Below are 24,118 nucleotides of genomic sequence, written 5' to 3'. Positions count from 1 at the left end.
AAAACAGATCATGGAAATAATCAACAGACTGAAGAACACCCCTACCGGTTTGATCGTGTTGGTAGGAGACATGAAAATTGTCGTGGAAAAGTACAGGCCGTACTACACATTGCGAGGTGTGTGGAACAGTAGACCCTTCTAAAAGATATGAATGGGCCAATGTTACCGGAGATTACGCTGATGTAGAACATGGATATAGGAGAATGTGCTGTAGCTGCCATAGAAAATTTGACAAATCAAAAGAAGGAGTAAAGAATAATGTTAAACGAAAAAAATAAGAAAGGAATATTTGCCAGAGAAGGAGGCCGGTTAACTCACGGATCTCTGTTCTCTGGCATTTAGGTTGGCGGTTTTGACCTTGCCGCCGAATGGATGGGATGGGAGAACCTGTTCCATTGCGAGATTAACGAGTGGTGCCAAAAGGTACTGAGGTTTCATTTCCCAAAAAGCATTCAATATGACGATATTACAAGAACTGATTTCACTCCGTGGAGAGGGAAGGTTGACGTACTCACAGGAGGGTTTCCTTGCCAGCCTTTTTCAACGGCAGGAAAGCGAAGGGGAGCGGAAGATGACCGTTACCTCTGGCCGGAAATGCTTCGGGCAATACGGGAGATACGCCCCGCTTGGGTCATTGGTGAGAACGTTGCTGGAATCACCAGCATGGTACAACCCGGCAGTGAGGTTACGGTGGAAAGTCAAGCCTCTTTGTTTGAAACGTCTGACAAGGAAACGCTACTCGAGCAAGAATACGTTATCGAGACCGTCTGCCGAGATCTTGAGCGTGAGGGATATTCCGTCCAGCCGATTCTTATTCCAGCTTGCGGTGTCGGAGCCCCGCACAGGAGAGACAGGGTATGGTTCGTCGCTTGCAAAACTTTGGAAAACACCGGTAACGTCGGATGCCTCGGACAGAAGGTTTTATACGAACAGCAGGGGCGAGCCGAACCTGTCGGCGCAAGCGAAAATAGGGCTTCCTGTTTCTGGGAAGAATTGGGAAAAACTATTGCTAACCGTTCAGACACAGGGATTGAAAGTTTGCGACAAGGACGGGAAAACGAAATTCATGAACTTGAGTCTACTTCCCACCCCAACTGCTCAAGAGGGCTTCAATTCGGGGAAAGGAGAGATATTCGTGACAAGGAACAATACGATCCGGATAAGGAACCAGAACGACACGAGCAGCCGTCTAGGTTTGGAGGGAGCGGTGAAGCATATGTTATATCCGACACCGACAGCCCAAGATTTCAGGCGAAGGGGACCGAACAGCAAACAACAGGGATTGCCGGAAGCCGCTTACAAGGACTTATTGCCAACGCCGAAGGCAAACAGTTGGAAAACACCTTGCAAGCATGGAGAAGGATCACCGGATCTACAAACTTATATCGCAAAAAAGATTGGAGAAACTTCCCAACTCAACCCCCTGTTTGTAGAAGATATGATGGGTTACCCTTTGATGTGGACTACCTTGCCATTCCTTTCACAAAATGGAGACAAGAGTCAATAAAAGCCTACGGAAATGCGATAGTTCCACAAGTAGCATTTGAGATATTCAAGGCGATAGAAACATCAACCTTTCATCATAGTTGAAAACTGCATTCATCTATGATGGGCACGATAAAAACATATAATGGATAAACAACAGGCATTTAAATCGTATATAGATTACTTGTACTCTCCTTCTACAAACAAGAGCTATGATTACATAGGGAGATATATAAAGATCGTAAAAAGGTTCCTTGACAGCGAATATCCTGTGAGCATGACTGGGTATAAACAGTATATGAGGAAAAACGCAATACTGGTAATTGACGATCCATTAACAAAGGAGGCTCTGTGCGACTTCTTGTGGACTATAGGGAAAAACACCTCAAGAAAAAAGAGAATGGAAACAGTCAAGCCGCTGGAAAAGCTGAGCAAGATAAGTGAGAGGAATAAAAAGCTAATAAACGATTTCATATACTATCTCACACAAGAGGAAGATTATTCTTCTCATACTCTAGACACGTACGTGTTTGCTGTCAGGAAGTATTTCGAGTATGCCAATGAGGTATCAGTTGACAACTATAAGCGGTTCGTCCGTTTGCTTGAGGAGGAAGGTCTTGCTCCACAAACCATCAGGTTGCGCATCACCGCCCTTGAGAGGTTCGCGAAATTCGTAAAGAAACCAATTGAGCTGAAGCGGCCTAAATTCAGCCGCAAATTGGAAACTGATAACATCCCTACCAAAGGGGAATACGAAAGACTCTTGGAATACTTGAAAGCGCAACCGAACAAGGATGGTTACTATTTCATCAGGATACTAGCGTCTACAGGTGCTCGTATATCCGAGTTCCTCCAATTTAAATGGGAGGATATACTTAATGGGGAGGTCACTCTCAAAGGGAAAGGGAATAAATACAGGCGGTTCTTTTTTAGCAAACAATTGCGAGAAGAAGTGAAAGCGTATGTAAAAGATACCGGGAAAAACGGATACATCGCCATTGGGAAATATGGTCGTATCTCGACAAGAGGTTTTGACCAAAAACTGAAAGCATGGGGAAAGAAATGCGGAATCGATAAGAAAAAGATGCACGCACATGCCTTTCGGCATTTCTTCGCGAAAATGTTTCTGGAAAAGAACAAAGACGTTATCCAGCTTGCTGATCTAATGGGACATGAGAATATAGATACTACACGAATTTATTTACAAAAGAGTTATGAGGAACAGAAAAAAGAATTTAATAGAAGCGTTACATGGTAGTTTCATGTTCTTGGACAATTTGCCTGAACTCATAGACAAGGAAACTATATATGACGAAACCGGGCACGTTGATTTGGAATTTATGACAGCCATCCTTCAATGGATGTCGCGCATGGCTGACATATCGGTAAAAGTACAGACGTCACTAAATAGGTTATTGGGTTGCGAAGAACTTGCCGACCGGAAAGCGAAGAAAGCCGACAATGGAAGCAAATGGAACGTAGAGGAAATACTAAGACACTGTACGCTCGAAGACAACGTACTGAAGCTTCCTTCCGTCCAATTCAACAAGAAATCCTATTTGGAGGCAAAGAAATGGATAGAAGAGGCTGGGGGGACATGGGCCGGCGGGAAAGTGCAAGGATTTACTTTCCCGTTTGACGCGACTCGTGTATTCTCAGTCCTTCATGAGGGTAAGCGATGTAATCTCAAACAGGACTATCAATTCTTTGAGACCCCAGAAGATGTCGCCGACTGGCTGGTCATGATCGCTGGAGGTATTGAAGAGACGGACACCGTATTGGAGCCAAGCGCAGGGCGTGGCGCTCTGGTAAAAGCTATACATCGATCGTGCCCATCTGTCATGGTAGATTGTTATGAGCTGATGCCAGAGAACAAGCAATTTCTATCCAGTATGGAAAATACCAATATTATTGGTGATGATTTCACGAAAGGCGATAACAAGAAGTACACAAAGATTATAGCGAACCCTCCGTTCAGTGGAAACCAAGACATTAAGCATGTACGCATGATGTTTGATTTGCTTGAGAATGGCGGCACGCTTGCAGCCATAACAAGCGCCCATTGGGAATTTGCAAGCGAAACCGTTTGTATCGATTTCCGTCAATGGCTGAAAGATTTGAATGCAAATGTATATGTAATCAATGATGGAGAATTTAAAGAAAGTGGCACATCTATAGAAACACGAGCGATCGTAATAAAAAAAACTCAAAATAAATAACACATGAAGGAAGAAGATATCGAAAAAGCAGCGGCAAAATACTCAGGGAAAGCATTAGGATATAATGGGGCGCCTGTAATCGCTATGCACGAAGCGTTTAGGGATGGAGCTAACTGGCGTATAAACTCTGCATGGAATGAGGGAAAAGTATTCCCCGCCAAAGGGAATATCATATTGATCGAGTTTGAGAGTGGAGCTATACTTATCGGCGGACCATGCATGAGTGAAAAGGGCTATAACGATCTGTGTGGAAAGATGCCCGTAAAGAGATGGGCATATATAGATGACTTATTACCAAAGAATGAAATATCTATGATGAGAGTAAATATAACAACATGAACGATTTGGACTTTTGCAGAGGCGTATGGTACGCCATACAAATGCTCGTTGTCGAGCTAAGGGCACCATCTATGGCCGCTAATATAGCTAGGGAGGCCAATTTTTCCAAGGATAAATGCTTGGAGCTCCAGCGTGACAGCGGGGTTTACGATGAAGAGATGAAGGATTTTATTAATGAGGAAATAAAATAACAGTCATGAGAAATAAAGAACTAATAGCTCTACTCCAAGAGCAAGACCCGGAAGCGGAGGTAATGATCCGCACGTCCGATGATCAATATTACTACGATTTAGTGGACGTGTTCACGGATAAGGATGGGGATGTCATAATACAGGAGGGGTAAATGTGGATAATATGGATTATCTACTGGGAGTATTTCTTTTCTCAATATATATGTCTCTCCATATACATCATAGTAAAGCTGACCTTTATCGTCCTTCCGAATATCTTTCCATCCTGCTACATTGCATTCATTGTCTATATATAGGATTACCATGTCCGCCGTCTCCGGTCTCACCCCGGCCTCTAATAGCCGGGCTGATTGTTCTTTATTCGTGCAAATTTGATTCATATTATAATTCGTTGTTAAAATATTCCATATTACGATCATTCATATCAAAATGATTGCCCCGCTTGGTCCCTATCCGCTTTAATAGACATGATACCCGATCATATAGAATGTGAGGGATACAACTATTACCTATTCATACTTCCACGAGATAAAGAATTCACTGTAAAGTATTCCGCAGGAAGTAACCTTGCCCAGTCATATTGCAGGGAGAGCCTTTTTGATGCTATCACTGAAATGATTGAATGGCTTATCAAGGAAGGACACCTTGACAAGAAATTCCTAACAGATAAATGCGGCGATTGCCGACTTATCGAGGATGAAGACGCTAACGGGGAAGCTTGGTGCGCCTTCCATCAAAAGCCGGTAAGGTGCGATAGCAAGGCTTGTGATGATATTTTAGAGAAAGGAGGTAATGATGATCACACGTGATGATTTACAATTAAGGATATTGTCCTGTATGTCTATGGAAGGTAGTGGAATCGTTAAGTACAGGGATGACGTTAACAAGATTTCCGCTGTTACTATCACCCCAAGAAAACACGAGCTATCATACGGCAAGCCAAAAACGACATACTACATCGATAACGTGGAAAAGGAATTTACAGACCTCGATGAACTCATAGACTTCTATAACGAGAAATTTAGGTTTGAGGAAGAAAATCCGGATCAAGAAGTAACATTTGTAAAAGTTATAAAAAGGAGAAATAAATATGAGCAAGATTGATATGAGACAGACAGTAGAAGAAGCGGCAAAGGATTACGCCATAAGAAAAACGAGTTTTCGCAAGAATGTTCTCAAAGAAGTGGATGCGGATGACTATGTGCTTCGCAAAGATAATTGTCGTGAGGACTTCAAAGCAGGTGCCGAATGGCTGGCAAAGCAATCACCGTGGGTAAGCGTGAAGGAACGTCTACCGGAAAATCAAGACATAGTCTTGGTTAGAGGTGAGTACGGGGGCAAAGCCACCGCTTATCTACATGGCAAGGATAGCGGCTTTATCGTTTACGGGGAGGACGCTTATAAGGTATTCGGGGAGGTTACCCATTGGTGCCATATTCCCGATCTTGGGGAATAGTATTAACCGAGCCTTCCCTTGAAGGCTCTTAATTAAAAAAATAACGAGTATGAACGGAGAACAGATAATTCCCCCAATCACAGACCCGCTGGGGGCATATTGGGAACAGCCGCACAGACGGTATATCGAATTAGACGAAACGCATGCCCTGATGAGTGAGCAAACATTTAAGGGGTTGATGGAATATTCCTCTACTTTACCGTCAGGCACATACGATGGTAAGATGTGGAAAGCCCAAAGAGGTGACAAATGGTTCTTAGCATGGTATTGCCCAGATCAAAACCCGGCTTATATCGGTATTCAGTGGAGAGAAATATTAATTGCATAAATATATATGAGTACACGAACCTAACAAATAAAAGTAAGCGACAAACATGGCTTTATACATGATGTCACATTGGAACACAAGCCTCATTTTGGTTTTTCCTCTGCAATTTCTGGTAGTGAAGTCATTGCTCAGGTTGAGAACGGAAAGATACACGAACCTCTTTCTGACGATGATTTAGAATGGGAAAGGTATGAGGAACTTTACGGAGAATGGACAGACGAGGTAAAAACTACTATCGTCCTAGAATGTGAGAACTATTTTAACACTAAGGATATATGAGGCTATTACGATACAGAGAGCTTAACCCGTATGAGATACGGGATTTACTTGATGAATATATTGGACTGACAGATTATCAAAAGGAAAAATTGGTAGATACAGGATGGCTTCCATTTCATATTATAAAATATGAGTCGCCCGAACCTGTCAGACCTATATGGAGACTTACTATTCTGCTTTATTGGATGTTCTGTCTCCTCATGCTCTTGTTGGTCATGCCCCTAAAGTGGCTCTTGACTGGCAAACGGTATTTTTCCGATAAACATTGGACTTATAAAGTTTATGTCTTCTGGACAAAGAAATTAGGATTAACATAAAACTAAAAATAAGTGAATATGGCAACAAAATATAAAATCAAACAACATGTGTGGTGTACGAACGAAAGGCATAAGTCGGAAGTCGGCGTTATCGCTGAAGTCGTGGAAGAAAAGTCTTTAGTTAAAACCAAAGATGGGGTACGTGAAGAAAACCTTTATTGTGTTATGCTCCATTATCCTAACGGGAAAATGTATTTCGAGGAATTTTTTGAATCAGAGTTAGAGTTAGTAGAACATTAAGAATAACAGAATCATGAGTAAAAGTAATCATCAAATCGAAGTTGGAAAACTTAGCAAAATAGAATCTGAACTGCTCAGATTAATATCTGACTCGGGAAACGAGGAATTACAAAATAAGTTTCTTGAGTGGCAGAGACAAAGAGCTATCTGCAATGTGTCATTGGTTACGGAATTAGAGCATTCTATTAATAATAAATAACCATGAGATTAAGACAAGCCAAGAAGATAATGAAAAACTTCCAGTTATATCCCGGGATGTTATGGATATATGGAACCGGAAGACTGGATAAAGCCAACAATATAGTGCTACATCATTATTCTAGGGTGAAACCCGGAATAAAAGTATGGAACGCTTTAACGGATAAAGATCCGCTATTGGCGATCAAGATACTTAATGAGTCAATCAAATCAAAGAAACCATGAGTTTATTTAAACTTTTATTGTTTATTTGCAAAAAATATTTTTTATGAGAATTATAAAATCGGACACAGGAAACGAGGTGAAAGTATTCGCCGAGACATTTGAAGATGAAGCTTATGAGCAAGTTAAAAGACTCGCAAACTATGAGGCTTATCAGAATTCAATTATTAGAATAATGCCAGATAGCCATGCAGGTAAGGGATGTACTGTCGGTACTACAATGACAATAACCGATAAGGTAACCCCCAATTTAGTTGGGGTGGATATTGGTTGCGGTATGCTTACCGTGGAATTGGCAGATCAATCCATAGACTGTGAGAAATTGGATTCCGTTATAAGGGAAATGGTTCCTAATGGGTTTGATATACATGACACCCAAAAGGAGAATTTTGATTTTTCAAACCTACGATGTGCGAAGCAAGTAGATTTAAATAGGGCTTATCTATCACTCGGTACGCTTGGAGGCGGTAATCATTTTATAGAGGTGGACTATTCAGAAAGAAACCATAGGTACTATTTGGTTATTCACTCTGGCAGTAGAAAACTGGGAGGCGATGTTTGTAAGCACTATCAAAATTTGGCCGCAAATACAGAAAGTGATCGGGCGATTGAGCTACGTAATACTATTGCCAGATTGAAAGCAGAAGGTAGGGAAAGGGATATTCAGGAAGCGATTAAGAACATTTCTATTCCCGGTAAGGACAAAGAGCTAGCGCATCTTTCAGGTAGTGATTTTCACGACTATATTAATGACATGGCAATAGTACAACGCTTTGCGATGCTCAACCGTGCTACTATGGCAGCGATTATCATTAAGGGGATGGGATTTACTGAGGTAAATAGATTTGAAACCATACACAACTACATTGATTTTAGCCGTATGATCCTTAGAAAAGGAGCTGTAAGTGCTGAGCTTGGAGAAAAGCTACTTATTCCTATCAATATGCGTGATGGATCTCTTATCTGTATCGGGAAAGGAAATCCCGACTGGAACTATTCAGCGCCGCACGGGGCCGGACGTTTGATGAGTCGGAACAAGGCAAAGGAGTTACTCAGCATGGAGGAATACCAAGAATCCATGAATGGAATATACACAACTTCTGTAAGCAAGGCCACAATAGACGAGGCCCCACAAGCGTACAAGTCCATGGAAGAGATCATGGATGCAATTACGGGTACTGTCGAAATTATAGATGTTATAAGACCAGTCTATAACTTTAAGGCGCAATAAACCAAATCATAACAGGCACATCAAGTGTCTAATCCGAGCCATCACCTCGTAAAAGTTGACAGGCTCGAAATCTAAGGAATCCGTGAGGCGGTCTATCTCCCGTCTTGCGGATTCCTTCTTTGCGTGTCCTTTATTTTTGGTTTTCTTAGTCATCCATGGCACACATATAAATCCAGACCTTGCCTTCCGGAGCGTCATCGTCAAGGAAATAGAAATTTATAGCGTCCTCGATGATTTTCTTTTCAGCGTCATGGTCAAACCATTCCGTGAATTTAATCTCCTTGTCATGCCAGTTCGCGTTAAGAGCAACGTACACGTCCCATATGTTGGTATTTCCCGGTATGCTCATGCCTTTTATAGCGGTAGCCACCTGCTCCATATTCCAGTGCTCGCCTTTATGCTCTCCCGCCTTGCCTTTATGACGCATTGCCGCCACGTCCATCTTAGCGAAATGCTCATTATAATGAGGACCGCAAAAAACCTCATGTATATCACGTATGGCCTCGTCATACTTCTCGGGATCTTTTTCCTTTAGACACTCCATCGCCTCGTCCAGTTCTCCTATGGCCTCCCACATCTTTTTTTCGGATACCATCCCTTTTGAGTGGTAATCCTTCATCAGTTCTTTGTAACGCATGATCTTGCATTTTAAACATTAATGAATCAAGCGCCGGGAGCCGCTGGAAAGGTAGCGGAAATAGTCAATGGGGTAGCCAAACTTACACCGTAGGCACGGTTACAACACTTGACGTTCTCGGGCGTGACTTGGGTGACGAGAGGGGTAAGAGATATCGTGGGAACAGCGCCAGCGGCCCCGATAAAAGCTACCTTGAATTGCTCGACCCATTGCTTGGTAACCGTCCTGCAGGATCCCTTGGGCGTATAAGCCACAAGTACAGCGGCATTGATCGTAACCGTCGTTTGCGTATTCACCGTACTTTGCTCGGCGACGGTGAAATTGACTATGCCGGTAGGCTGTACGCCATTGTCTGCGCAATAGGCCTGACACAAATTCTCCACTACATTAGTCAAGTATTGTTGGCTGGTAGCGGCGATCGCAATTGGTGTTAATTGAATCATGATCGTAATTATTATTGATTATTTATTTATCCACATCATCACCTTGTGGAATAGGTTCCTCTGTCAATACCTCATATGAGCCGGTCTTCTCCGGGACCGGAAGATTGTAACGCAACAACGTCCTTAGTTCCTCCAAGTCATCGGTCTCGAACTCGACCTTTCCCTCAAACAGGGAAAGCCCGCCGTTTCTTATAGCGTCCTCCACCACCTTGTGCGCCAACTCCGGGATAGCCTCATCGGGGATGCCTTGAAGGTACCGAGCCAACATCGGCTCAACTAATGAGGATGACAATCCGTCTAGCAATGGGGATATCTCCTTGGATATGCTCCACATGGGACTTACCCAACCCGTGGAGCGTAACTTAGCGTCTATGTTCGCTATGAAAGGAAGTTGTCCCAACCGAGTTCCCAAGAGACCTTGGATAGCGGGCTGTGCCCACTTATTGAGCACAGCCGCCAGTTTTTGAGCGTTAGAGTACATGGCCATCATCAATTACATCCGCAACATCCCGTATCACAAACCTTACGCTGCGGGATCACCAACTCGCTCAATGCCGCTAGATCCGCGATCTGCTGTTGCATGCATTTCAATGTAGCGGTGTTAGTCCCATTGTAAACGGCTTGGTTCATGTTAATTGAGGCTTGTTCCTCCTTGTTCCTGTTGATGATTGTCAACAAGCGGTCATAAACATCCGCCAACTTTTGGTCAGTGTAAGTGTTGGATTTCAACAAGGCGATCTCAGAGTCCTTAGCGGAAATCTTATCCATCATCCCAGCCTCATAGCGGGAAATAGGCCTGTCTTCGGATGTGATTACCTCAACCGGACCGCCATATCCAGCGTTCCTTACGTTGCCACAACCACCCAAAAGATTCCCGGCGTTCAATCCCAAGAAAGAAGCGATACCTGCGGAAGCTCCCACGGTGTTGTAATTACCTTGGCCTTGCCCGGTGACACTGTACTCCTCACCATTCATTCCTTTAATTCTCATAACCTAGATTTTTTAATGATCATGTCCGGGTATCCCGGACACCACAAAAATCCAGAGAAGTGCCTTGCTAAATAAATATCTCCTTGCTAGCTTGTTGCGAGGTTGTTGCTAGTTCTTTGCGGAAGGGAATGAGACAAAAAAAGCCCCCAGATTTTTGGGGGCCATAGGAAGCATAAGGATAGCGGTTAATTATAAATTTATAGCCAATAATTCTTCTCCTAGTTTATGAAGGGCATTTTCTAATTTAACGGTTTGTTCTGGGCGTGGGTTACGCAAACCTGACGCATAATGCCATAATTGTTTTTGGTTTATGCCCGTAATACGCTCTAATCCTGCTTTGGTGAATATCTTTGAATAGAAATCCAAAAGAGATTTAACATCCATTTTAAACGCCAAACAATACTCACCCTTAAGCGCCTCTGGAATGGTATCGCCAAACTCATTACATTCATCTATTAGCACGTTAATAGAATCAATTATACATTTTTTTATTTCTTCCACGCTTTTACCTGTTGCCACGATGCCATCCACTTCTTGCAGATATGCCGAGTAATTATTCTCGGTTCTCTCGATTATAACAGTCAACGTTTTCATCTTGATATTTTTTTTAGGTTCATGTTTGCAAATTTATCACTCATCCAAAATGAAAGCAGGACTGGCTATATGTCCTGCTATCCATTGGATGTTAATCAAATTTTATCAAAGTCAGACTCGCTTAGCCCGGCTTGTTTTAATATTGATTTTAGCGTACCGATTGCTAGATCGTCACTAGGACTCCCCGGAATAGGAATAGAACGGGGTTCTCCGTCTTTCCTGAATATCCTGTGATCTCCTCTAGTTCTTATGTGCGCCCATCCATTCGCTTCCAATAAGGCCATAACAGCCTTGATCTTTCTTACCATGTGCTAATCCTTTTGGTTAATAAAATCATCATCTTGGATGAATGAACGCACAAAGATAACTATTTTTCTATCACCTACAATGTTTTCGGTAACTTTTTTTTCTATCATTAGTATAACATTTGAACTTTGAAAAAGTTGTAATATAATCATAACTATTCATTTATGTTATCTTTAACGCTCTCCACCGTCCTCCTCAGGTAGTAACTTCTCCTTATTCTGTCCGGGTACAAGTTACGCATCCTGTTGACCGCCTGCCTCGTCATCCCCGTCAGATCGGATATGATATTGTCGCTCAACTTGCGATCGGCCAGTATGGTTATAGCCACTCCCCTAGCGTCAACGTTCCTCTCCTTATTGTTGCTAAACATCATTACCGGATCGGTTCCGCACTCCTTGCAGACAGCCTCTATCACTTTTTTGTAAAAAATTTCCACCTTATTCATAAACTTTTTATTTCGTGGTTTGTTTTACTATCAAAGCCGGGCACAAAAAATGCACGGCAGAAAGACATATAAGAATCTTCCCGTCGTGCGTGGCATGAAAAAATAATCAAACTTCCGATCCGATTATTTAGGGAAGATTCTTTTTTCTTCATCTTCCCTTTCCGGTTCGTTCTCACGAAGTCACCATCAAACTAATATTAAATTAACCATGAACAAAAAAACGTCAACCCTTGTTATTCATATGACGAATTATTATTACTAGTTAATAGGGGCTTCCCGGACGTGAGTCATGGAGGCCTCACCAAATCCTGCAGAATCCACCCAATCCAACGTAAGGTGATAGTCCATGTTTCCCGATCCCATAACCGGCAATAACACCTATTCCCCATCTACGGGGGGTGATCGTCTTGGTTATATACTCAGTCCTTCTATAAACCTCGATGTAATCAAGATTAGGCTTATAGCCGGATATTGACAGCCGGTAATCATCCGTCTTGTACTCCTTTTGAGTTATCGGCACCGGGACATATATAGGTTCCTTAATCGTGTCACCGTCTAATGTAATGTAGACAGGAAAAGGCTCTGGTATCGTCCGCACCAATGTCTCGTAAACAGGATACGGGATACTGTCATGGATCGTGTCGGTTATTAATACGGTATCAGATTTAGACACGACTTTATCAGTCACATCCCCCCGGATATGGTAGCCAGCCGTGAAACTGGCTACCAAGCACACTAGTATTAATATTACTTGCCAAGGTTTCATATATTGCGATACTCCTCCTCGGCATTAAAACACGGACACATCTTCATCCACTCGTCCGGTTCAATCTTACCGTTACCGTTAAGATCCGGGGATAGGTCACGATGACCGCAGATCCTACTATCCGGGAACTGTACGACCAAATCCAACAACAGCCTTATAATCGACTGTCTCTGTGCCTCCGTACGTGTATCATCCGGATTCCCGTCCGGATCAAGACCACCCTCATAGCATATTCCTATACTGTTCTTGTTATATCCGGTCACATGAGCCGGAATCAATTCCAATGGACGCATAGATACTATCTCCCCGCTCTTCCGGATATAATAGTTATAACCCGCGGAGTTGAATCCTCTCGCCTTGTGGTCTCTCTCTAATTGCTCAGGGGTATAATCCTTATCTACCCTAGTGGCCGAACAATGGATCACGATCAAGTTGATTTTCCTGTTAATCGTTCTCATATCAATTATTTTTTATACTTTTATGCGCTTTGTTAACCTTGCTATCCTCCCTTGCGAAAGACAGGAAGCTAAAATTTATCCGGCTCCCCTATCCTTTTGGATCTGGGGATCCTTCTTTATCGCAATCTTTATCCTCCTTATCCTCACTATTTATATTGTTCTCGATAGGAGGATTCCTATTGGTACATTTCAAATCTCTGCATTTAAGTACTTTGTATACCGCTATCTGGGTTGTAAGACGGTTATTCTCGTCACGAAAATGTCCCTGATCGTCGTATAGTTTATCTATAAGATTGCTCAAACCTTTCTTTTCCTCCTGACTTTTAATATACAATTCCTTCCATTGTTCACTCGCTTTCGTCTCATTCTCCAACTCTGCCGATTTCCTCTTTTGCGGAAACATCAGCACTGCTCCAAGACCGCCTCCTCCAACAAAGGTTAATACGGCGGTTAACATCATCGTCCAATCCATTCTTCCGATCCTTTTTTTATTTAGTTATAAAACCACTACGCTCTCATCCTCTCTCGCCGCCTCCCACTCGGCGAAATCGCTATCCACACGGTCTTTCAACGCCTTCCTCTCGTTAAGGAACGTCTTATAAGACTCCACGTATGACAAGTCCAGTATGCCTAGCTGGGCGGCATTGTAGTCGTTCAGCTTCTTTTGCTCCACGTCCTTGTCCCATAGGGCGTTGATACAGGCCTCCAATATCTTGTTGGCCGTCAACGTGGGCCATACCCTGACCTCGTTGTAACTATAGGAGATCACGGGGGCCATATCGTCACCCATCTCCCTTGTCTCCTCTCTAACGTCCCACCGGTACAGGTAGGAACCGTCACCGTCCCGCTCTATTTTAGGCGGCATTGTGTCGCTCCATGATCGCTTCATAAAACTCTGGTTTTAAAATTTTCTTAGCTAAATGCTTGCTATCGCTATCATATATCCAGCCCAGCCAACCGGCTAGACCTGCCTTGTATTCCGTTAAGGATATATTCGGGACTTTATTCAATCTAGCCGCCGCACGGCATAGATTTTGTTTTGTCCTCTTCCTTATCCGTATATGCTCCTTATAGAAAACGAACCCCACGAAATCTATACCACGGCCGCTTTTATCCGATCTTCTCTCAGCGATCTTAAATATCTGGTAATTCCCTTTCAGCTCCAACTTCAACACGGCCAATCTATCGATAAGCCACGGAAGTAATACGTTTCTCAAGAAACACTTATCATGATGGAAAAAAGTCATGTCATCCGCGTATCTGATATAATGCCTTATATCTATAATCTCCTTTATCTCGTGATCCAGATAGGCGAGATAAAGATTCGCAAGATATTGGCTAAGATAGTTCCCGATCGGAACGCCGGGAGCGGAATCGATGATCTCATCCAACAACATAAGCAAGCGATCGTCCTTGATCTTCTTCCGAGCGATGCCTTTCAACACCTCATGGTCTATTGACGGATAGAATTTGCGGATATCAACCTTGAGGCAATAGACGGATTCACGATCGGACAAAGCCCGTCTTGTCCTCTTATACGCCTCCGTTATTCCTCTTCCCTTGATACATGATGTCGTATCAGCCGTGAACACGGAAACCCATATAGGTTCCATGACGTTCATTATGGCATGATGCAATATCCTGTCCGGATAATAAGGGAGCTTGAAGATGATCCTTTCTTTTGGCTCATAGATGGTATCAGTCCGGTACTTGGAAGTCTTGAATGTGCCATCCAGCAGAGACTTTAGCAAACGGCTTAGATTACCCTCTTTGTCCTTGTCAAACAACCTTATGCCGTATGAATCCTTCTTTCCCCTTCGGGCTTTCATGTCCGCAAGTATCAAGTTGTCCATATTCGCTATCTTATCAAATAAATTCCCTATTCTCTTCATTTTATTGTCATTAATTTGCTTTTTATCATAGGGAGTCTTCGGTTTCCCTACCAACACCCTTTATATGGGGAGACTTTTTTCGCCAAGAGGCGAGGCCACCATCCCTGTTTGTTATCTAAATATCTTTTCCCCTCTCTAAAAGTATAGGCGTGAACCGATGTTACGATTCGCATCGGAAGGCGCATTATTCGTATTCACGTTAGCGAGGCCTGCATTCGACCTGTTGTCCGCATTACCGCCAACCAGCACCACCTAGGGATGATCGACCCTCATTCCGTCATTCGAGATAATACCTGTTCCCGGAGGCTCGCATCGTCACTTTCCTCGGGAACTTGTCCATCTCCTTTATCTTACCAAGAACGTACTTGATCTCTTGGGAGTTCGTAAAGAATTTCTTGGCATCACTATCCTTATCCTCTAGATTCTCCTTGATCATGACAAGCGCCCTGTCTTTCCCGAACTTGGTGGACACGCCATCCATGTAATCGATTACCCAGAACGTGAGATTCGTCAACTTCTGTTGGGTGATCTCCGGACAATTAAAATGCCTTGAGTTCTTATCCCTTAGGATATTCAAGAACGACAAGCTGCCGTCATCTTTATTCTTTTCTTCTTCCATTTTTATCTTCATTAAACGTTATACAAAAAATTCCCGACGTGAGACGTGCGGCTACGCCGACGTTTTACGAAATTCGGGGAAAAAGCAAAGGCGCGAACCGAAGTAACGATACGCAGCGGAAGGCGCATCAGCCGTAGTCACGCCAGCGAGGCCCGCCCTCGACCCGTCGCCCGCATAACCGCCAACCAGCACCACCTGCATGCGGTTAGCCGATGTGTAGGTGTAGTAGTAGTCGCACCAGTAGGTAGAACTACTACCGCCGATCTCCGTAGCTACGATATCACCATCCTCACCTAGGAGCATCTTCTTGGCATAACCATTGGTACGGCAGATGTTGCCTTTCTTGTTATAGCCTGTGTAAGATGTGTCGCTGAAATTCGATGGGTCATCGGTAGTCCATAATATGGATAATCCCGCATCGCCCGTGGTGACCTGTATATTGGCCCCGTCAGTGTATTTCCATATGTGTCCGAACGGATTCTCTATACCACGGTACCTGTTAGCCATCAACGTGGCATGAGTACCGCCGGAAGCGTTCTTCACGACATATGCCTTCTCTCCCGATCCGTTCCCGAACTCGTTGGTATAGCCGCATGGGATAAGGGGATTGGCGTTATTGAAGTTAATCCAATCCGTCATTTGCGTCGGTCCCGGACCTAGGCCACCTTGGGCGAAACCGTTAGCGTCTTTCTGGGCGTTGAAAGGCTTCTGGCTGTCCAGCGTGGCGTACTCGACGGCGAATAACCAGAACAGTATCTTGTGGGCGTTGTAGGTGTACATTTCCCATCCGCTGCCTCTTTTCCTCGCGGCTTGTCGGAATTGGTCTCGGGTGAGGTTGGTGACGGGACGGCCTAGCAAGGAACGGTAGGTGCCGTCCCAGTCGGCGGTGTTGTCGCCACCTCTTCTATTTACGTTTGTGCTACCTACTCCATAGGCAGACAATAAAGTCATCGACGGCCTATCTATTCCTCCCTCGAAAGCACTCATATAACGTTTATTAATATAGGTATATCCGGGCATAGGAGTATCAGACATCATACATCCAAACTTAAGGCCTTTTATGTAGAAACGAATCCAAAACCTATCCATTTCTGCCATTATAGCCTCTAAAAGATAATCTATAGACATATCCTCTTGTGACCAAGAAGATGCTCCTAAATATTTTTTCACTCCCCCGCTATTATCTAACACGCACCCTCTTATCTTACTCTGCACCGGCAACTCCCGATGTAGTTGCATATTACCCACACGCTTCCCGTCCGGGCTTGACGAAGCCATGTCCCACTCTACACCGTAGGCGTACCGCTCCTCTATATCCGGGATGTCCTCCCAAGCGGGGGTCCACTCGGTGGAGATGTCTCCGTACTCGAGCTTGATCTTGTAGATGGTAGAGATATCCGCATGAGCACCCCCAAACGGATACGTAAAAATAGCCAAATGCGTATTTGAAACTACTGAGGATGAATCATGAATATTCCAATTGAAAGTTATACTCGCCTTACCGTTTACTGGAACCAGAAGAGGAATGGGAACACCAGCACTAGCCCCTCCGCCAGAATTATATAAGGCAAACGAAGTGACATCTTCTCCTAATTCCCCCCATATTGTAACAGTTACTTGTGTGCCTTCTGGTATCTGCTCCGCCAACCAATAATTAGCTATATTATAATTCGAGTTACTCACCTCCTTCCCAGACCCAAGCAATAAATTCTTCCCATATACTGGCAGTTTGCGGTAATTGCCGTCGGCCATCAGCGACTTATCCTTGTCCCCCTTGGTCTCCAGCGTTATCGACACGTCCGGATCGTCGTTTTTGGCCTTGTCCGGCGTTATGGTTATCTGCCCGTTAGACGGGGTGGAGGTGACAACGGGCTTTAACTTATCAACGTCCGTCCTTAGACCGGTGACCAGATTCCGGATATTCGTATCGTCGTAATGGTCACGCAAGTTAGGCGTGGTTATGGTTCCCTCAGCGGAGGTTATCTCCAAGACGTATTCCGTGTCCGTGTTAGTCTTTATCCTCACCTTGATGTCTTGCATCATCAACGGAAGCTCGGAGTACGTATGGATACCGTCCGAGAACTTCATGTTTAAATTTCCGTTTGCTAACCGCTCGAAAAGCCATAGCGACGGCGGGTATATGGTGCTGTCAGCCGTCCACTCGGCGGTGGACTGCTCTATCTGTTGGTATACGTAAGCTCCTCTCTTGCTCATGATAATATCCCTTTATCGATTATTGTTACTGATTCATTGTAGTAATTCGCCCCGGTCAAGTAGACGTTCCCCGGTAACGCAGCACCGGAAGACTCCTCCCATATGGCCTTACCCTCCACTATGTCGTGGAGCTTGTAGAACGTAACGTCTCCGGGAGACTCCCTTAGATAGACCTCACCGCCTATAGGGTAGCTCTTGGTCTCGCCGCCCTCCTCGTAGGTCACGTCGTTAACCCCCGGGACATGGTCGATCTCCCTTGTCTTGTATACGCCGACTACCGATCCGTCCTGTCCTTGCGGGATGGTAAGATCTAATTCCGCCAATGGTACCCCTTCCTCGGTCTCTCCCTTCTCGGTTATCGTGGCTTGGGCCGCCGTTCCCGGGAGACCGGTCGTCACCTTCCCGATCGATATCTTGGGAGAGAATCCCCTAGGGCCTCTCTGCAACACGAAGTTCATCCTGTATACGGGGTTGCCGGATGCGTCCGTGCCCCCGTCGGACAACGATACGGAAGGATACGTGCCCGCCGTTATGGTGCCTATGGAGAATTGCGGGGTCTTCCCGGTGAAGCCTCTCATGCCGGACACGTCCACGATGTAATCGTAGCCCGTGGATGTCCTGAGATACAGCTTGCCGGTATCCTCCTCCTCCACGCTGCCCGTGTTGATGATGACGAATTTACCCTCCGGGACGTTAGACTTGTCCGCCTCCATAGCCGATATTGACTTATAGACCCTGTAGATTGTGAACGCCTCCGGTTTCAGTATCCTGTCCGTCTTGATATAGGTCCCGGTAGCGTAATCCCACGTGTAGACATGGAAATCATCGCCGATATAGCCCGGGTGGTCAGACACCGACTTGGCGTTCTCTGCCGCCGTGTTCGCTTTCTCCGTGGCCGCGTCCGCCCTCTCCAAGGCGTGCCTCACGTCGTTCTCGAACTGGGTCTTCAAGGCGTTCACCTCGCTCACGATAGCGTCCATCCTCTCACGCACATCGGCGGCGGCTTCCGTGGCCGGCCTCTTCAAGTCGGCGAGCGGTATGAGGTTCTGCCACATCCCGTCCTCGTAACGCCACTGTATGTAATCTGCGGTGACCTGCAAGACGATCTGCTTCCCGTCAACGCCCCTCAACAAGGATATGGCCACACGCACGAGATCATAGGCCGAGCCGGATTGCCTGAACACCGGCAAGGACGATATACCTTGCAGGCTATCGGCCTCCTCGTACTGCCCCGGGTCTTTCGACGTGGTAAGCAAGAGGTCGTTGACCGCCGACGCTATCTTCTGGATGTCCTCGGGGGTCACCTCAGTGCCCGATGATAGGATGATGCTTTCCATATTACTCCACCGCTTGACTGTTCAACATCCCGTAAGTGTCGTTAAAGAATTGAGTGGCGATGGCCACCGCATCCTCCTTGCTCGTTATCACGCCGGGCTTGTCCACCGACATGAAGAATTGCCCGTTACGCTCGTAGGCCAGAGATCCCACACGTACCCCGTCCTTGATAAAAGAGCCTGTTATCCGGTCTATCCGCTCATCGGTCTTGACCGAGGCGGAATACTGTATCTTGATACCGGCTACTTCCGAGTAGCCGTTTATTGTCCTAGTATCGCTCGTTATCTCCATGGTCTCATACGTTTAAAATGTTAAAGATCTGACCGAAGGCCCCTGCGGTCAACGTCTTGTCGCAACATTTCTTTATCAATACTGATTCCTTGTCGCTGATATCTAATTCACCCTCGGCGGCGTTGATCCGTGTCATGAGGTTGTAAGCCTCGAACTTCTCGTCTTGATTCATGTCATCGCCGGACGAGTAAAGCCTAGCGCATACTATATCCTTGATGATTTGTACTTTTCCGAACTCGTCCTTCATGTCTTCCCCCTTGAATGTCTTTAGGGGCTTGTTGAAATTTACTTTCATGATTTACTGTATTTTAATTGTTAATATTATCCCAAAGATATTTTAAGCATATTCCCATCCCGCCATATAGCTCCTTTCACCTTTGGATCTACTGTTGACATATACGGAAATGTCATTAATCCCGATGGGGAGATATTAAACAAGACATTTCCTCTATTATCGTAAGATCCAAATCCGAAATATCCCATGGAAACTCGATAATTGGAGACACCTGAAGATGCGTTTCTCATATAAATATGGAATGCAGGTAATGACTGATATCCAGTCATATCATTAAACAAGATCTCTCCTGTTAAGGAGTTTTTATCATTAATCATACGAATACTTCTCGTCGATGGGTCTATTATGATTCTATTCCCATTATCTGAGGTTTGTATTTTGCCTATTATACTTAAATCTCCAGATGTATTCCAAGAGATATTCTTATTAGCTAGGAATCCTGACCCATCATGCCGTAAGACAATCTTAGCTTCATTATTCACGGCTTGTCCATATGTACCTCCAGTCCAAAAACATACGTTATTTACATCTGGTGAAATGCCTCCTTTCACGGAGAGATTATCAATAGAACCGGAACCAACCTCTATCCTACGATTCAAACTCATGCCATCGTTACTAAACCGATAGAAAGCACTCGTTATATCGGAAGCTTTATTTACATCAAAGACTGTGTCTTTAATAGTATCACGCAAGTTACTATCAAGCATTGATATAGTTACCACACCAACAAGGTCAATCCTCTCCGCCTTGATCGTGGTGGTGGTTGCCGTCTGGTTGATATACGATATGATATTATCGCCGTTCTCCAAGCTCTTGGCGGCGAACAACGTATTTCCCTGCGTAGTGTTGATCCATCCCGCCGTGTCTATCTCATTCCTTATATTGTCCACCCTAGTGGAGATACCCGTGATTTGTCCCGCCTGTACCGACAAGTCCGACTCCAGCTTCACCTTCACTTGGTTTGTCGCCGTATCGGTATAGTCCTTCAACTTGTCCTGTATATACTTGTTCGCCGTCTCCACGGCGCTCTCGAACGAGGACATGGCAGTGTTGAAGGCCGCAAATTTCTTATCCACGTCGGCCTTCTCCGAGGCCGTGGTCTTTCCGTCCGCTATGGCCGTGTTGATACTGCTTATCAAGGCGCTTATAGACGAGTCCAAGACATCCTTGGCCGATTTAAGACCGGTCTTGGCCGCCCCGTCAAGGTAAGTGTTGGAATACAGCTTAGTATAAGTGGCGGTCACGCTGTCCTTGGACGTGTTCACCGTATTAAGGTACTTCTCTATGGCCTTGGCCTCGGCCTCCGTTATGATACCGTCGGCGAAAGCGCCGTCAACGTAGGAGTTCAGGCTTGTCACGGACTGGTTAGCGTTATCGGCGGCGGTCTGGGCGGCCTTGGCGGCGTTATTGGCCAGCGTTATGGCCTCTTGCGCCGTGGCGAATTGCTCCTCCGTCACACGGGCGGATATCTCCTCGGCCATGACCGACAACTCAGCGTCATACTTGGTATATATCGCCCCGGTCTCCGAGTCCACGTACTCCTTCGTGGCCAGTAACTTGATATACTCCTCTGTCTGTAATATCCGCGTCTCAAGCTTTATCACGGCATCGGCCAGCCTGTCATTGAACAACGACACGCCGTAGATCAATATCTCGCCGGTGAATCCGATCCGGAAATCCCCGGTACCGTCCCATTTGCCGACTTTTGACAGCTTGACGTACTCGCCGGACGGATCGAGGGTCAAGGAGTCGTACAACTCCTGCCCGGCGAAACCCACCGTCAAAACACCTCGTCTCATGACCTTGTAGAAAAAGGCGTACGAGTAGGTCCCAGCCGCCTTATCGCCTTTCATGTTGGCGTTTGACTGGTATATGGTAGTCCCCAGCAGACGGAGTACGTTGCGCTCACCGTCACGGTAGATGTCCGCCACCTCTCTCTTCTCCGAGTAGAAAGCGCCGCCTATCCATAACAGGTCGCCCCCGACGTTGATGAAATGGACCTCGTTCTCCGACCGCCAATAATTCGTGTCCTTCCCGAACGTGGAGTTGACAAGTATATTTCCGGATTCCAGAGACATGTCGTTCCTCACCCCCTCGATCTCGCTCCTCAGCTCCCCGTTCATCACGGAGAACTGTTGTTCCACGGTCATGCCGTTATCGAGGTATATGGACGAGTTCTCTATATAGATCCCGTTAAGGTAAGCTCCGTAACCCTTCAGTTGCGTACCGTTCTTGGTACGGATCATGGAGAGGTTGCCTATCTGGGCCTTCAGCGTGTCTTGCGTGGAAACGCCCGTGATACCGTCATATACGGCGATGAACGGCGCTCCTTGATCCGCCGATGTCAGGTAGATAAGGCCCTGTCTGGTGGTATCCCTGTCGTTACCCCATCGCATGGCGAAATCCCCAGCCTCTGGCTCGCCGGTACCCTCTATCAGCGGGTAAGCCACGTCGAAATAGTCGGATGAGATACCGATACAGCGACCGAAGATATATTTAGTGGACGTGATACCGTTCCTTCTCTGTATCCTCACTCCATCACCTTCCCTGAGGTTCATCAGCATGAGACCGTCCATGTCGTCCATGTAGCATCTCCAACGATCGGACAGCCTCTCGACCCTCCCGATCTTGTTGATATCGGACACGATCTGGTTGCCGCCCAACCCGTATATCTGCGAATACACTATCTCGTAGGCCGTGAAGGTCTTCCTAACGAATATGTTGTCAAAGGTTCCCGTGGCCGTGGGGATGTCTATCTCCGTGCCCCAGCCGGTGAAGCCGGGGGCGAACGATATGGAGCCGATCTTGTTACCGGCGTATATGTCGGAACGCACCTTCAACGCCTCCATGATACCGGAACCGTCGGCCTTGATCTCCCAGCCCTTACCGTCCATGCCGTCGAGGAAGATGGAGGAGCCTATCTTCTTGTCGAAGATGATCTCTCCCGCCGCCTCGTCATTGATATCCTTGCGAAGATACCTCTTATCCAAGTCCTCAAGATCGAGGATGTCACAGGTATCCAAGCCCGTGACATGGCCGAAGCCATCTAGCAATACGGACGCAATACCTTTCTTCTTCGTCTTATTTATACTCTCTTGCGAAGAGGTATCCTTATGGGAAATCGTATATATATTATTGATATCCGATTTTATCTCTATACCCGGACCTTGCGCCAAGGAGAAATCGCCTCCTCCCCCCTCACCTCCGCTTCCGGAACCTTGACCGCCTATCCTTCGCACCTTATTATCACTGGCAAGGATGAACAAGGCGGGGTCTCCGGCGTAATCGTTCACGAACAACTCGCCCCTCGTCAACCCGGAGAGGTGCCATTCCTTGGTCCCGTCATCTATAGCGACGGGAGGAGGAGCCGCTTGCAGCTTACCCTCGGACATCACCGTGTCCGACCCGTACCATATATGTTTGGTTAATTTCTTTTTGCTCATAACGAATCCAAGTTTGATTGATTGACAAAGGCCCCCACGGAATCATCATACACCAGAACCTGCCCGTCCTTGGCGTTTGCCACGTTCACGCTTATGGAACCCGTGACCCAAGATCCGTCCGACTGTTCCGTGAACCCGTTAAAGGAGATATTCTCCGCTCTCTCAACGTTAAACGTATAATCAAACAACGGGTATCTCTCGGCTATCACTTGCCTCTCGGGTACGCTGGACTCGCTCCGGACATACCTAACGCCGTTTATCCTCACCTCGGACAGACAGAATATGTTATTGATCAAGCGGGCCATCTCGAAAGGTACCCCCTCGTTATCCCCTATCGTGAGCGTGTCCACCTGATACGGTACGGCGTAAAGCTCTATGATCTCTTGCCCCTGTGTCCTGAACTGCTCGTTGCTAACGTTAAGGGAATGCCCATCCGACTTGAACCCTCCCTCTATCCATAGCTTGAAAGTCCTTTGATTGTTTCCAACCTCAAATACCGCCCCGAACGAGGTGATATTATCCCTGTTGGTATAGGACACCTCCGTCAGCCCCTCCAATTCCCCGTTATCGCAAAACCGGAAGGGGAGACTGCTTATCTGCCCCTCACTCCCGATTATGGAAGCCCTATAAAGGCTATTCCCTCTTGGAACGATAAACTCCAGAAGCTTATTCGAGTCGTTGATCTCATAGGATATGGGGGATATGACGAAGCTATCGTTGGCGCAAAGGTCGAACAACCTCATAGACAAAGTGGTGGAAGGGGATACTACGCATTGCACGGTTATATTCTCGGCATTAGAGAAGCGTTGTATATACTCACGCTCCATCTCGATGCCGTTATAGCCCACGTCAAAAAGCAACGGTGATATCTTGCTCACGTTTATC

Annotated in this window: 33 protein-coding genes; 14 read left to right on the top strand and 19 right to left on the bottom strand. The window is 45.7% G+C overall.

Annotated features, from left to right (window positions below; all coding sequences use genetic code 11):
• Window positions 1–10 precede the first annotated feature (10 nt).
• The 14 genes from DW033_RS25195 to DW033_RS02140 all read left to right on the top strand — a co-directional run bounded on the left by DW033_RS25195 (window position 11) and on the right by DW033_RS02140 (window position 8,505).
• A complete protein-coding gene (locus tag DW033_RS25195) occupies window positions 11–142 on the top strand; it encodes a hypothetical protein (protein ID WP_255419870.1) in 132 nt (43 codons plus the stop codon).
• A 230-nt stretch (window positions 143–372) separates the two neighbouring features.
• A complete protein-coding gene (locus DW033_RS02210) occupies window positions 373–1,590 on the top strand; it encodes a DNA cytosine methyltransferase (protein ID WP_370453711.1) in 1,218 nt (405 codons plus the stop codon).
• Between the two features lie 40 nt (window positions 1,591–1,630).
• Complete coding sequence (locus DW033_RS02205) at window positions 1,631–2,743, top strand: tyrosine-type recombinase/integrase (protein WP_122135424.1); 1,113 nt, start codon at window positions 1,631–1,633, stop codon at window positions 2,741–2,743.
• Window positions 2,700–3,704, top strand: coding sequence for an SAM-dependent DNA methyltransferase (locus tag DW033_RS02200; protein ID WP_122382385.1), 1,005 nt, complete (start codon window positions 2,700–2,702; stop codon window positions 3,702–3,704). Before DW033_RS02205 ends, DW033_RS02200 begins: the two co-directional genes overlap by 44 nt.
• Window positions 3,705–3,707: 3 nt before the next feature.
• A complete protein-coding gene (locus DW033_RS02195; protein ID WP_122135422.1) occupies window positions 3,708–4,043 on the top strand; it encodes a hypothetical protein in 336 nt (111 codons plus the stop codon).
• Entirely contained in the window at window positions 4,040–4,234 is a 195-nt protein-coding gene (locus DW033_RS02190) for a hypothetical protein (protein ID WP_122135455.1), read from the top strand. Before DW033_RS02195 ends, DW033_RS02190 begins: the two co-directional genes overlap by 4 nt.
• Window positions 4,235–4,239: 5 nt before the next feature.
• Window positions 4,240–4,386 carry a hypothetical protein gene (locus DW033_RS24455; protein WP_158595234.1) on the top strand — a complete coding sequence of 49 codons (147 nt, stop codon included), beginning with the start codon at window positions 4,240–4,242 and terminating at the stop codon, window positions 4,384–4,386.
• Window positions 4,387–4,701: 315 nt separating this feature from the next.
• The gene (locus DW033_RS02185) at window positions 4,702–5,043 is read left to right on the top strand and encodes a hypothetical protein (RefSeq protein WP_122382384.1); all 342 of its coding nucleotides are present in this window, start codon (window positions 4,702–4,704) and stop codon (window positions 5,041–5,043) included.
• Between the two features lie 28 nt (window positions 5,044–5,071).
• Window positions 5,072–5,338 (top strand): hypothetical protein, encoded by a 267-nt coding sequence (locus DW033_RS02180; RefSeq protein ID WP_147423666.1) that lies wholly within the window; start codon window positions 5,072–5,074, stop codon window positions 5,336–5,338.
• Complete coding sequence (locus tag DW033_RS24820; protein WP_233554125.1) at window positions 5,325–5,690, top strand: DUF551 domain-containing protein; 366 nt, start codon at window positions 5,325–5,327, stop codon at window positions 5,688–5,690. The genes DW033_RS02180 and DW033_RS24820 overlap by 14 nt, the downstream gene beginning before the upstream one ends.
• 49 nt (window positions 5,691–5,739) lie before the next feature.
• A complete protein-coding gene (locus tag DW033_RS02170; protein ID WP_122382382.1) occupies window positions 5,740–6,018 on the top strand; it encodes a hypothetical protein in 279 nt (92 codons plus the stop codon).
• Window positions 6,019–6,632: 614 nt separating this feature from the next.
• Window positions 6,633–6,854, top strand: a complete 222-nt coding sequence (locus DW033_RS02155; protein ID WP_122382379.1) for a hypothetical protein — start codon at window positions 6,633–6,635, stop codon at window positions 6,852–6,854.
• A gap of 201 nt (window positions 6,855–7,055) precedes the next feature.
• Entirely contained in the window at window positions 7,056–7,277 is a 222-nt protein-coding gene (locus DW033_RS02145) for a hypothetical protein (protein ID WP_122382377.1), read from the top strand.
• A 43-nt stretch (window positions 7,278–7,320) separates the two neighbouring features.
• Window positions 7,321–8,505 (top strand): RtcB family protein, encoded by a 1,185-nt coding sequence (locus tag DW033_RS02140; protein WP_122382376.1) that lies wholly within the window; start codon window positions 7,321–7,323, stop codon window positions 8,503–8,505.
• Window positions 8,506–8,650: 145 nt separating this feature from the next.
• On the opposite strand, the gene DW033_RS02135 is transcribed toward DW033_RS02140, so the two are convergent.
• The 19 genes from DW033_RS02135 to DW033_RS02045 all read right to left on the bottom strand — a co-directional run bounded on the left by DW033_RS02135 (window position 8,651) and on the right by DW033_RS02045 (window position 24,111).
• Entirely contained in the window at window positions 8,651–9,142 is a 492-nt protein-coding gene (locus DW033_RS02135) for a hypothetical protein (RefSeq protein WP_147423665.1), read from the bottom strand.
• A gap of 26 nt (window positions 9,143–9,168) precedes the next feature.
• Window positions 9,169–9,585, bottom strand: coding sequence for a hypothetical protein (locus tag DW033_RS02130; protein ID WP_121956687.1), 417 nt, complete (start codon window positions 9,583–9,585; stop codon window positions 9,169–9,171).
• A 22-nt stretch (window positions 9,586–9,607) separates the two neighbouring features.
• Window positions 9,608–10,066, bottom strand: a complete 459-nt coding sequence (locus tag DW033_RS02125) for a hypothetical protein (protein WP_147335017.1) — start codon at window positions 10,064–10,066, stop codon at window positions 9,608–9,610.
• 8 nt (window positions 10,067–10,074) lie between these two features.
• On the bottom strand, window positions 10,075–10,575 hold the full coding sequence (locus tag DW033_RS02120) for a hypothetical protein (RefSeq protein ID WP_121955740.1): 501 nt from the start codon (window positions 10,573–10,575) through the stop codon (window positions 10,075–10,077).
• Between the two features lie 189 nt (window positions 10,576–10,764).
• Window positions 10,765–11,169, bottom strand: coding sequence for a type II toxin-antitoxin system HicB family antitoxin (locus DW033_RS02115; RefSeq protein ID WP_121772354.1), 405 nt, complete (start codon window positions 11,167–11,169; stop codon window positions 10,765–10,767).
• A 95-nt stretch (window positions 11,170–11,264) separates the two neighbouring features.
• Window positions 11,265–11,453, bottom strand: a complete 189-nt coding sequence (locus DW033_RS25275) for a type II toxin-antitoxin system HicA family toxin (protein ID WP_370453713.1) — start codon at window positions 11,451–11,453, stop codon at window positions 11,265–11,267.
• 176 nt (window positions 11,454–11,629) lie between these two features.
• A complete protein-coding gene (locus DW033_RS02105) occupies window positions 11,630–11,920 on the bottom strand; it encodes a hypothetical protein (protein WP_121772356.1) in 291 nt (96 codons plus the stop codon).
• Between the two features lie 298 nt (window positions 11,921–12,218).
• The gene (locus tag DW033_RS02100; protein WP_122382374.1) at window positions 12,219–12,686 is read right to left on the bottom strand and encodes a DUF6808 domain-containing protein; all 468 of its coding nucleotides are present in this window, start codon (window positions 12,684–12,686) and stop codon (window positions 12,219–12,221) included.
• Window positions 12,683–13,144, bottom strand: a complete 462-nt coding sequence (locus DW033_RS02095) for an N-acetylmuramoyl-L-alanine amidase (RefSeq protein WP_057319708.1) — start codon at window positions 13,142–13,144, stop codon at window positions 12,683–12,685. The genes DW033_RS02100 and DW033_RS02095 overlap by 4 nt, the downstream gene beginning before the upstream one ends.
• 88 nt (window positions 13,145–13,232) lie before the next feature.
• Entirely contained in the window at window positions 13,233–13,616 is a 384-nt protein-coding gene (locus DW033_RS02090) for a hypothetical protein (RefSeq protein ID WP_122128762.1), read from the bottom strand.
• Window positions 13,617–13,640: 24 nt separating this feature from the next.
• Window positions 13,641–14,033, bottom strand: coding sequence for a hypothetical protein (locus DW033_RS02085; protein ID WP_122382373.1), 393 nt, complete (start codon window positions 14,031–14,033; stop codon window positions 13,641–13,643).
• Window positions 13,999–15,036 carry a reverse transcriptase domain-containing protein gene (locus tag DW033_RS02080; RefSeq protein ID WP_122128808.1) on the bottom strand — a complete coding sequence of 346 codons (1,038 nt, stop codon included), beginning with the start codon at window positions 15,034–15,036 and terminating at the stop codon, window positions 13,999–14,001. Before DW033_RS02080 ends, DW033_RS02085 begins: the two co-directional genes overlap by 35 nt.
• A gap of 277 nt (window positions 15,037–15,313) precedes the next feature.
• Window positions 15,314–15,655, bottom strand: coding sequence for a hypothetical protein (locus DW033_RS02075; protein WP_122382372.1), 342 nt, complete (start codon window positions 15,653–15,655; stop codon window positions 15,314–15,316).
• Window positions 15,656–15,706: 51 nt separating this feature from the next.
• On the bottom strand, window positions 15,707–17,869 hold the full coding sequence (locus DW033_RS02070) for a hypothetical protein (protein ID WP_122382371.1): 2,163 nt from the start codon (window positions 17,867–17,869) through the stop codon (window positions 15,707–15,709).
• The gene (locus tag DW033_RS02065; protein ID WP_122382370.1) at window positions 17,866–19,206 is read right to left on the bottom strand and encodes a hypothetical protein; all 1,341 of its coding nucleotides are present in this window, start codon (window positions 19,204–19,206) and stop codon (window positions 17,866–17,868) included. Before DW033_RS02065 ends, DW033_RS02070 begins: the two co-directional genes overlap by 4 nt.
• Window position 19,207: 1 nt before the next feature.
• On the bottom strand, window positions 19,208–19,495 hold the full coding sequence (locus tag DW033_RS02060; protein ID WP_121956693.1) for a hypothetical protein: 288 nt from the start codon (window positions 19,493–19,495) through the stop codon (window positions 19,208–19,210).
• Window positions 19,496–19,499: 4 nt separating this feature from the next.
• Window positions 19,500–19,790, bottom strand: coding sequence for a hypothetical protein (locus DW033_RS02055; RefSeq protein WP_121956694.1), 291 nt, complete (start codon window positions 19,788–19,790; stop codon window positions 19,500–19,502).
• Window positions 19,791–19,816: 26 nt separating this feature from the next.
• Window positions 19,817–23,233 carry a hypothetical protein gene (locus tag DW033_RS02050; protein ID WP_122382369.1) on the bottom strand — a complete coding sequence of 1,139 codons (3,417 nt, stop codon included), beginning with the start codon at window positions 23,231–23,233 and terminating at the stop codon, window positions 19,817–19,819.
• Complete coding sequence (locus DW033_RS02045; protein ID WP_147423664.1) at window positions 23,230–24,111, bottom strand: hypothetical protein; 882 nt, start codon at window positions 24,109–24,111, stop codon at window positions 23,230–23,232. Before DW033_RS02045 ends, DW033_RS02050 begins: the two co-directional genes overlap by 4 nt.
• Window positions 24,112–24,118: the final 7 nt, after the last annotated feature.

Source organism: Parabacteroides sp. AF39-10AC (assembly GCF_003635405.1).
Taxonomy (GTDB): domain Bacteria; phylum Bacteroidota; class Bacteroidia; order Bacteroidales; family Tannerellaceae; genus Parabacteroides; species Parabacteroides distasonis.
The sequence above is the reverse complement of the archived record's forward strand: the minus strand, read 5'-3'. Positions and strand labels throughout refer to the sequence as shown.

Coding starts and splice junctions, on each gene's coding strand:
- DW033_RS02140 (WP_122382376.1), top strand. CDS start 7,321: ATGAGAATTATAAAATCGGACACAGGAAACGAGGTGAAAGTATTCGCC.
- DW033_RS25195 (WP_255419870.1), top strand. CDS start 11: ATGGAAATAATCAACAGACTGAAGAACACCCCTACCGGTTTGATCGTG.
- DW033_RS02060 (WP_121956693.1), bottom strand. CDS start 19,495: ATGGAGATAACGAGCGATACTAGGACAATAAACGGCTACTCGGAAGTA.
- DW033_RS02115 (WP_121772354.1), bottom strand. CDS start 11,169: ATGAAAACGTTGACTGTTATAATCGAGAGAACCGAGAATAATTACTCG.
- DW033_RS02135 (WP_147423665.1), bottom strand. CDS start 9,142: ATGCGTTACAAAGAACTGATGAAGGATTACCACTCAAAAGGGATGGTA.
- DW033_RS24820 (WP_233554125.1), top strand. CDS start 5,325: ATGAGCAAGATTGATATGAGACAGACAGTAGAAGAAGCGGCAAAGGAT.
- DW033_RS02080 (WP_122128808.1), bottom strand. CDS start 15,036: ATGAAGAGAATAGGGAATTTATTTGATAAGATAGCGAATATGGACAAC.
- DW033_RS02205 (WP_122135424.1), top strand. CDS start 1,631: ATGGATAAACAACAGGCATTTAAATCGTATATAGATTACTTGTACTCT.
- DW033_RS02065 (WP_122382370.1), bottom strand. CDS start 19,206: ATGGAAAGCATCATCCTATCATCGGGCACTGAGGTGACCCCCGAGGAC.
- DW033_RS02070 (WP_122382371.1), bottom strand. CDS start 17,869: ATGAGCAAGAGAGGAGCTTACGTATACCAACAGATAGAGCAGTCCACC.
- DW033_RS02120 (WP_121955740.1), bottom strand. CDS start 10,575: ATGAGAATTAAAGGAATGAATGGTGAGGAGTACAGTGTCACCGGGCAA.
- DW033_RS02195 (WP_122135422.1), top strand. CDS start 3,708: ATGAAGGAAGAAGATATCGAAAAAGCAGCGGCAAAATACTCAGGGAAA.
- DW033_RS02085 (WP_122382373.1), bottom strand. CDS start 14,033: ATGAAGCGATCATGGAGCGACACAATGCCGCCTAAAATAGAGCGGGAC.
- DW033_RS02090 (WP_122128762.1), bottom strand. CDS start 13,616: ATGGATTGGACGATGATGTTAACCGCCGTATTAACCTTTGTTGGAGGA.
- DW033_RS02200 (WP_122382385.1), top strand. CDS start 2,700: ATGAGGAACAGAAAAAAGAATTTAATAGAAGCGTTACATGGTAGTTTC.
- DW033_RS24455 (WP_158595234.1), top strand. CDS start 4,240: ATGAGAAATAAAGAACTAATAGCTCTACTCCAAGAGCAAGACCCGGAA.
- DW033_RS02095 (WP_057319708.1), bottom strand. CDS start 13,144: ATGAGAACGATTAACAGGAAAATCAACTTGATCGTGATCCATTGTTCG.
- DW033_RS02190 (WP_122135455.1), top strand. CDS start 4,040: ATGAACGATTTGGACTTTTGCAGAGGCGTATGGTACGCCATACAAATG.
- DW033_RS02170 (WP_122382382.1), top strand. CDS start 5,740: ATGAACGGAGAACAGATAATTCCCCCAATCACAGACCCGCTGGGGGCA.
- DW033_RS02125 (WP_147335017.1), bottom strand. CDS start 10,066: ATGTACTCTAACGCTCAAAAACTGGCGGCTGTGCTCAATAAGTGGGCA.
- DW033_RS02105 (WP_121772356.1), bottom strand. CDS start 11,920: ATGAATAAGGTGGAAATTTTTTACAAAAAAGTGATAGAGGCTGTCTGC.
- DW033_RS02075 (WP_122382372.1), bottom strand. CDS start 15,655: ATGGAAGAAGAAAAGAATAAAGATGACGGCAGCTTGTCGTTCTTGAAT.
- DW033_RS25275 (WP_370453713.1), bottom strand. CDS start 11,453: ATGGCCTTATTGGAAGCGAATGGATGGGCGCACATAAGAACTAGAGGA.
- DW033_RS02145 (WP_122382377.1), top strand. CDS start 7,056: ATGAGATTAAGACAAGCCAAGAAGATAATGAAAAACTTCCAGTTATAT.
- DW033_RS02050 (WP_122382369.1), bottom strand. CDS start 23,233: ATGAGCAAAAAGAAATTAACCAAACATATATGGTACGGGTCGGACACG.
- DW033_RS02155 (WP_122382379.1), top strand. CDS start 6,633: ATGGCAACAAAATATAAAATCAAACAACATGTGTGGTGTACGAACGAA.
- DW033_RS02100 (WP_122382374.1), bottom strand. CDS start 12,686: ATGAAACCTTGGCAAGTAATATTAATACTAGTGTGCTTGGTAGCCAGT.
- DW033_RS02210 (WP_370453711.1), top strand. CDS start 373: ATGGGATGGGAGAACCTGTTCCATTGCGAGATTAACGAGTGGTGCCAA.
- DW033_RS02130 (WP_121956687.1), bottom strand. CDS start 9,585: ATGATTCAATTAACACCAATTGCGATCGCCGCTACCAGCCAACAATAC.
- DW033_RS02180 (WP_147423666.1), top strand. CDS start 5,072: ATGTCTATGGAAGGTAGTGGAATCGTTAAGTACAGGGATGACGTTAAC.
- DW033_RS02185 (WP_122382384.1), top strand. CDS start 4,702: ATGATACCCGATCATATAGAATGTGAGGGATACAACTATTACCTATTC.
- DW033_RS02055 (WP_121956694.1), bottom strand. CDS start 19,790: ATGAAAGTAAATTTCAACAAGCCCCTAAAGACATTCAAGGGGGAAGAC.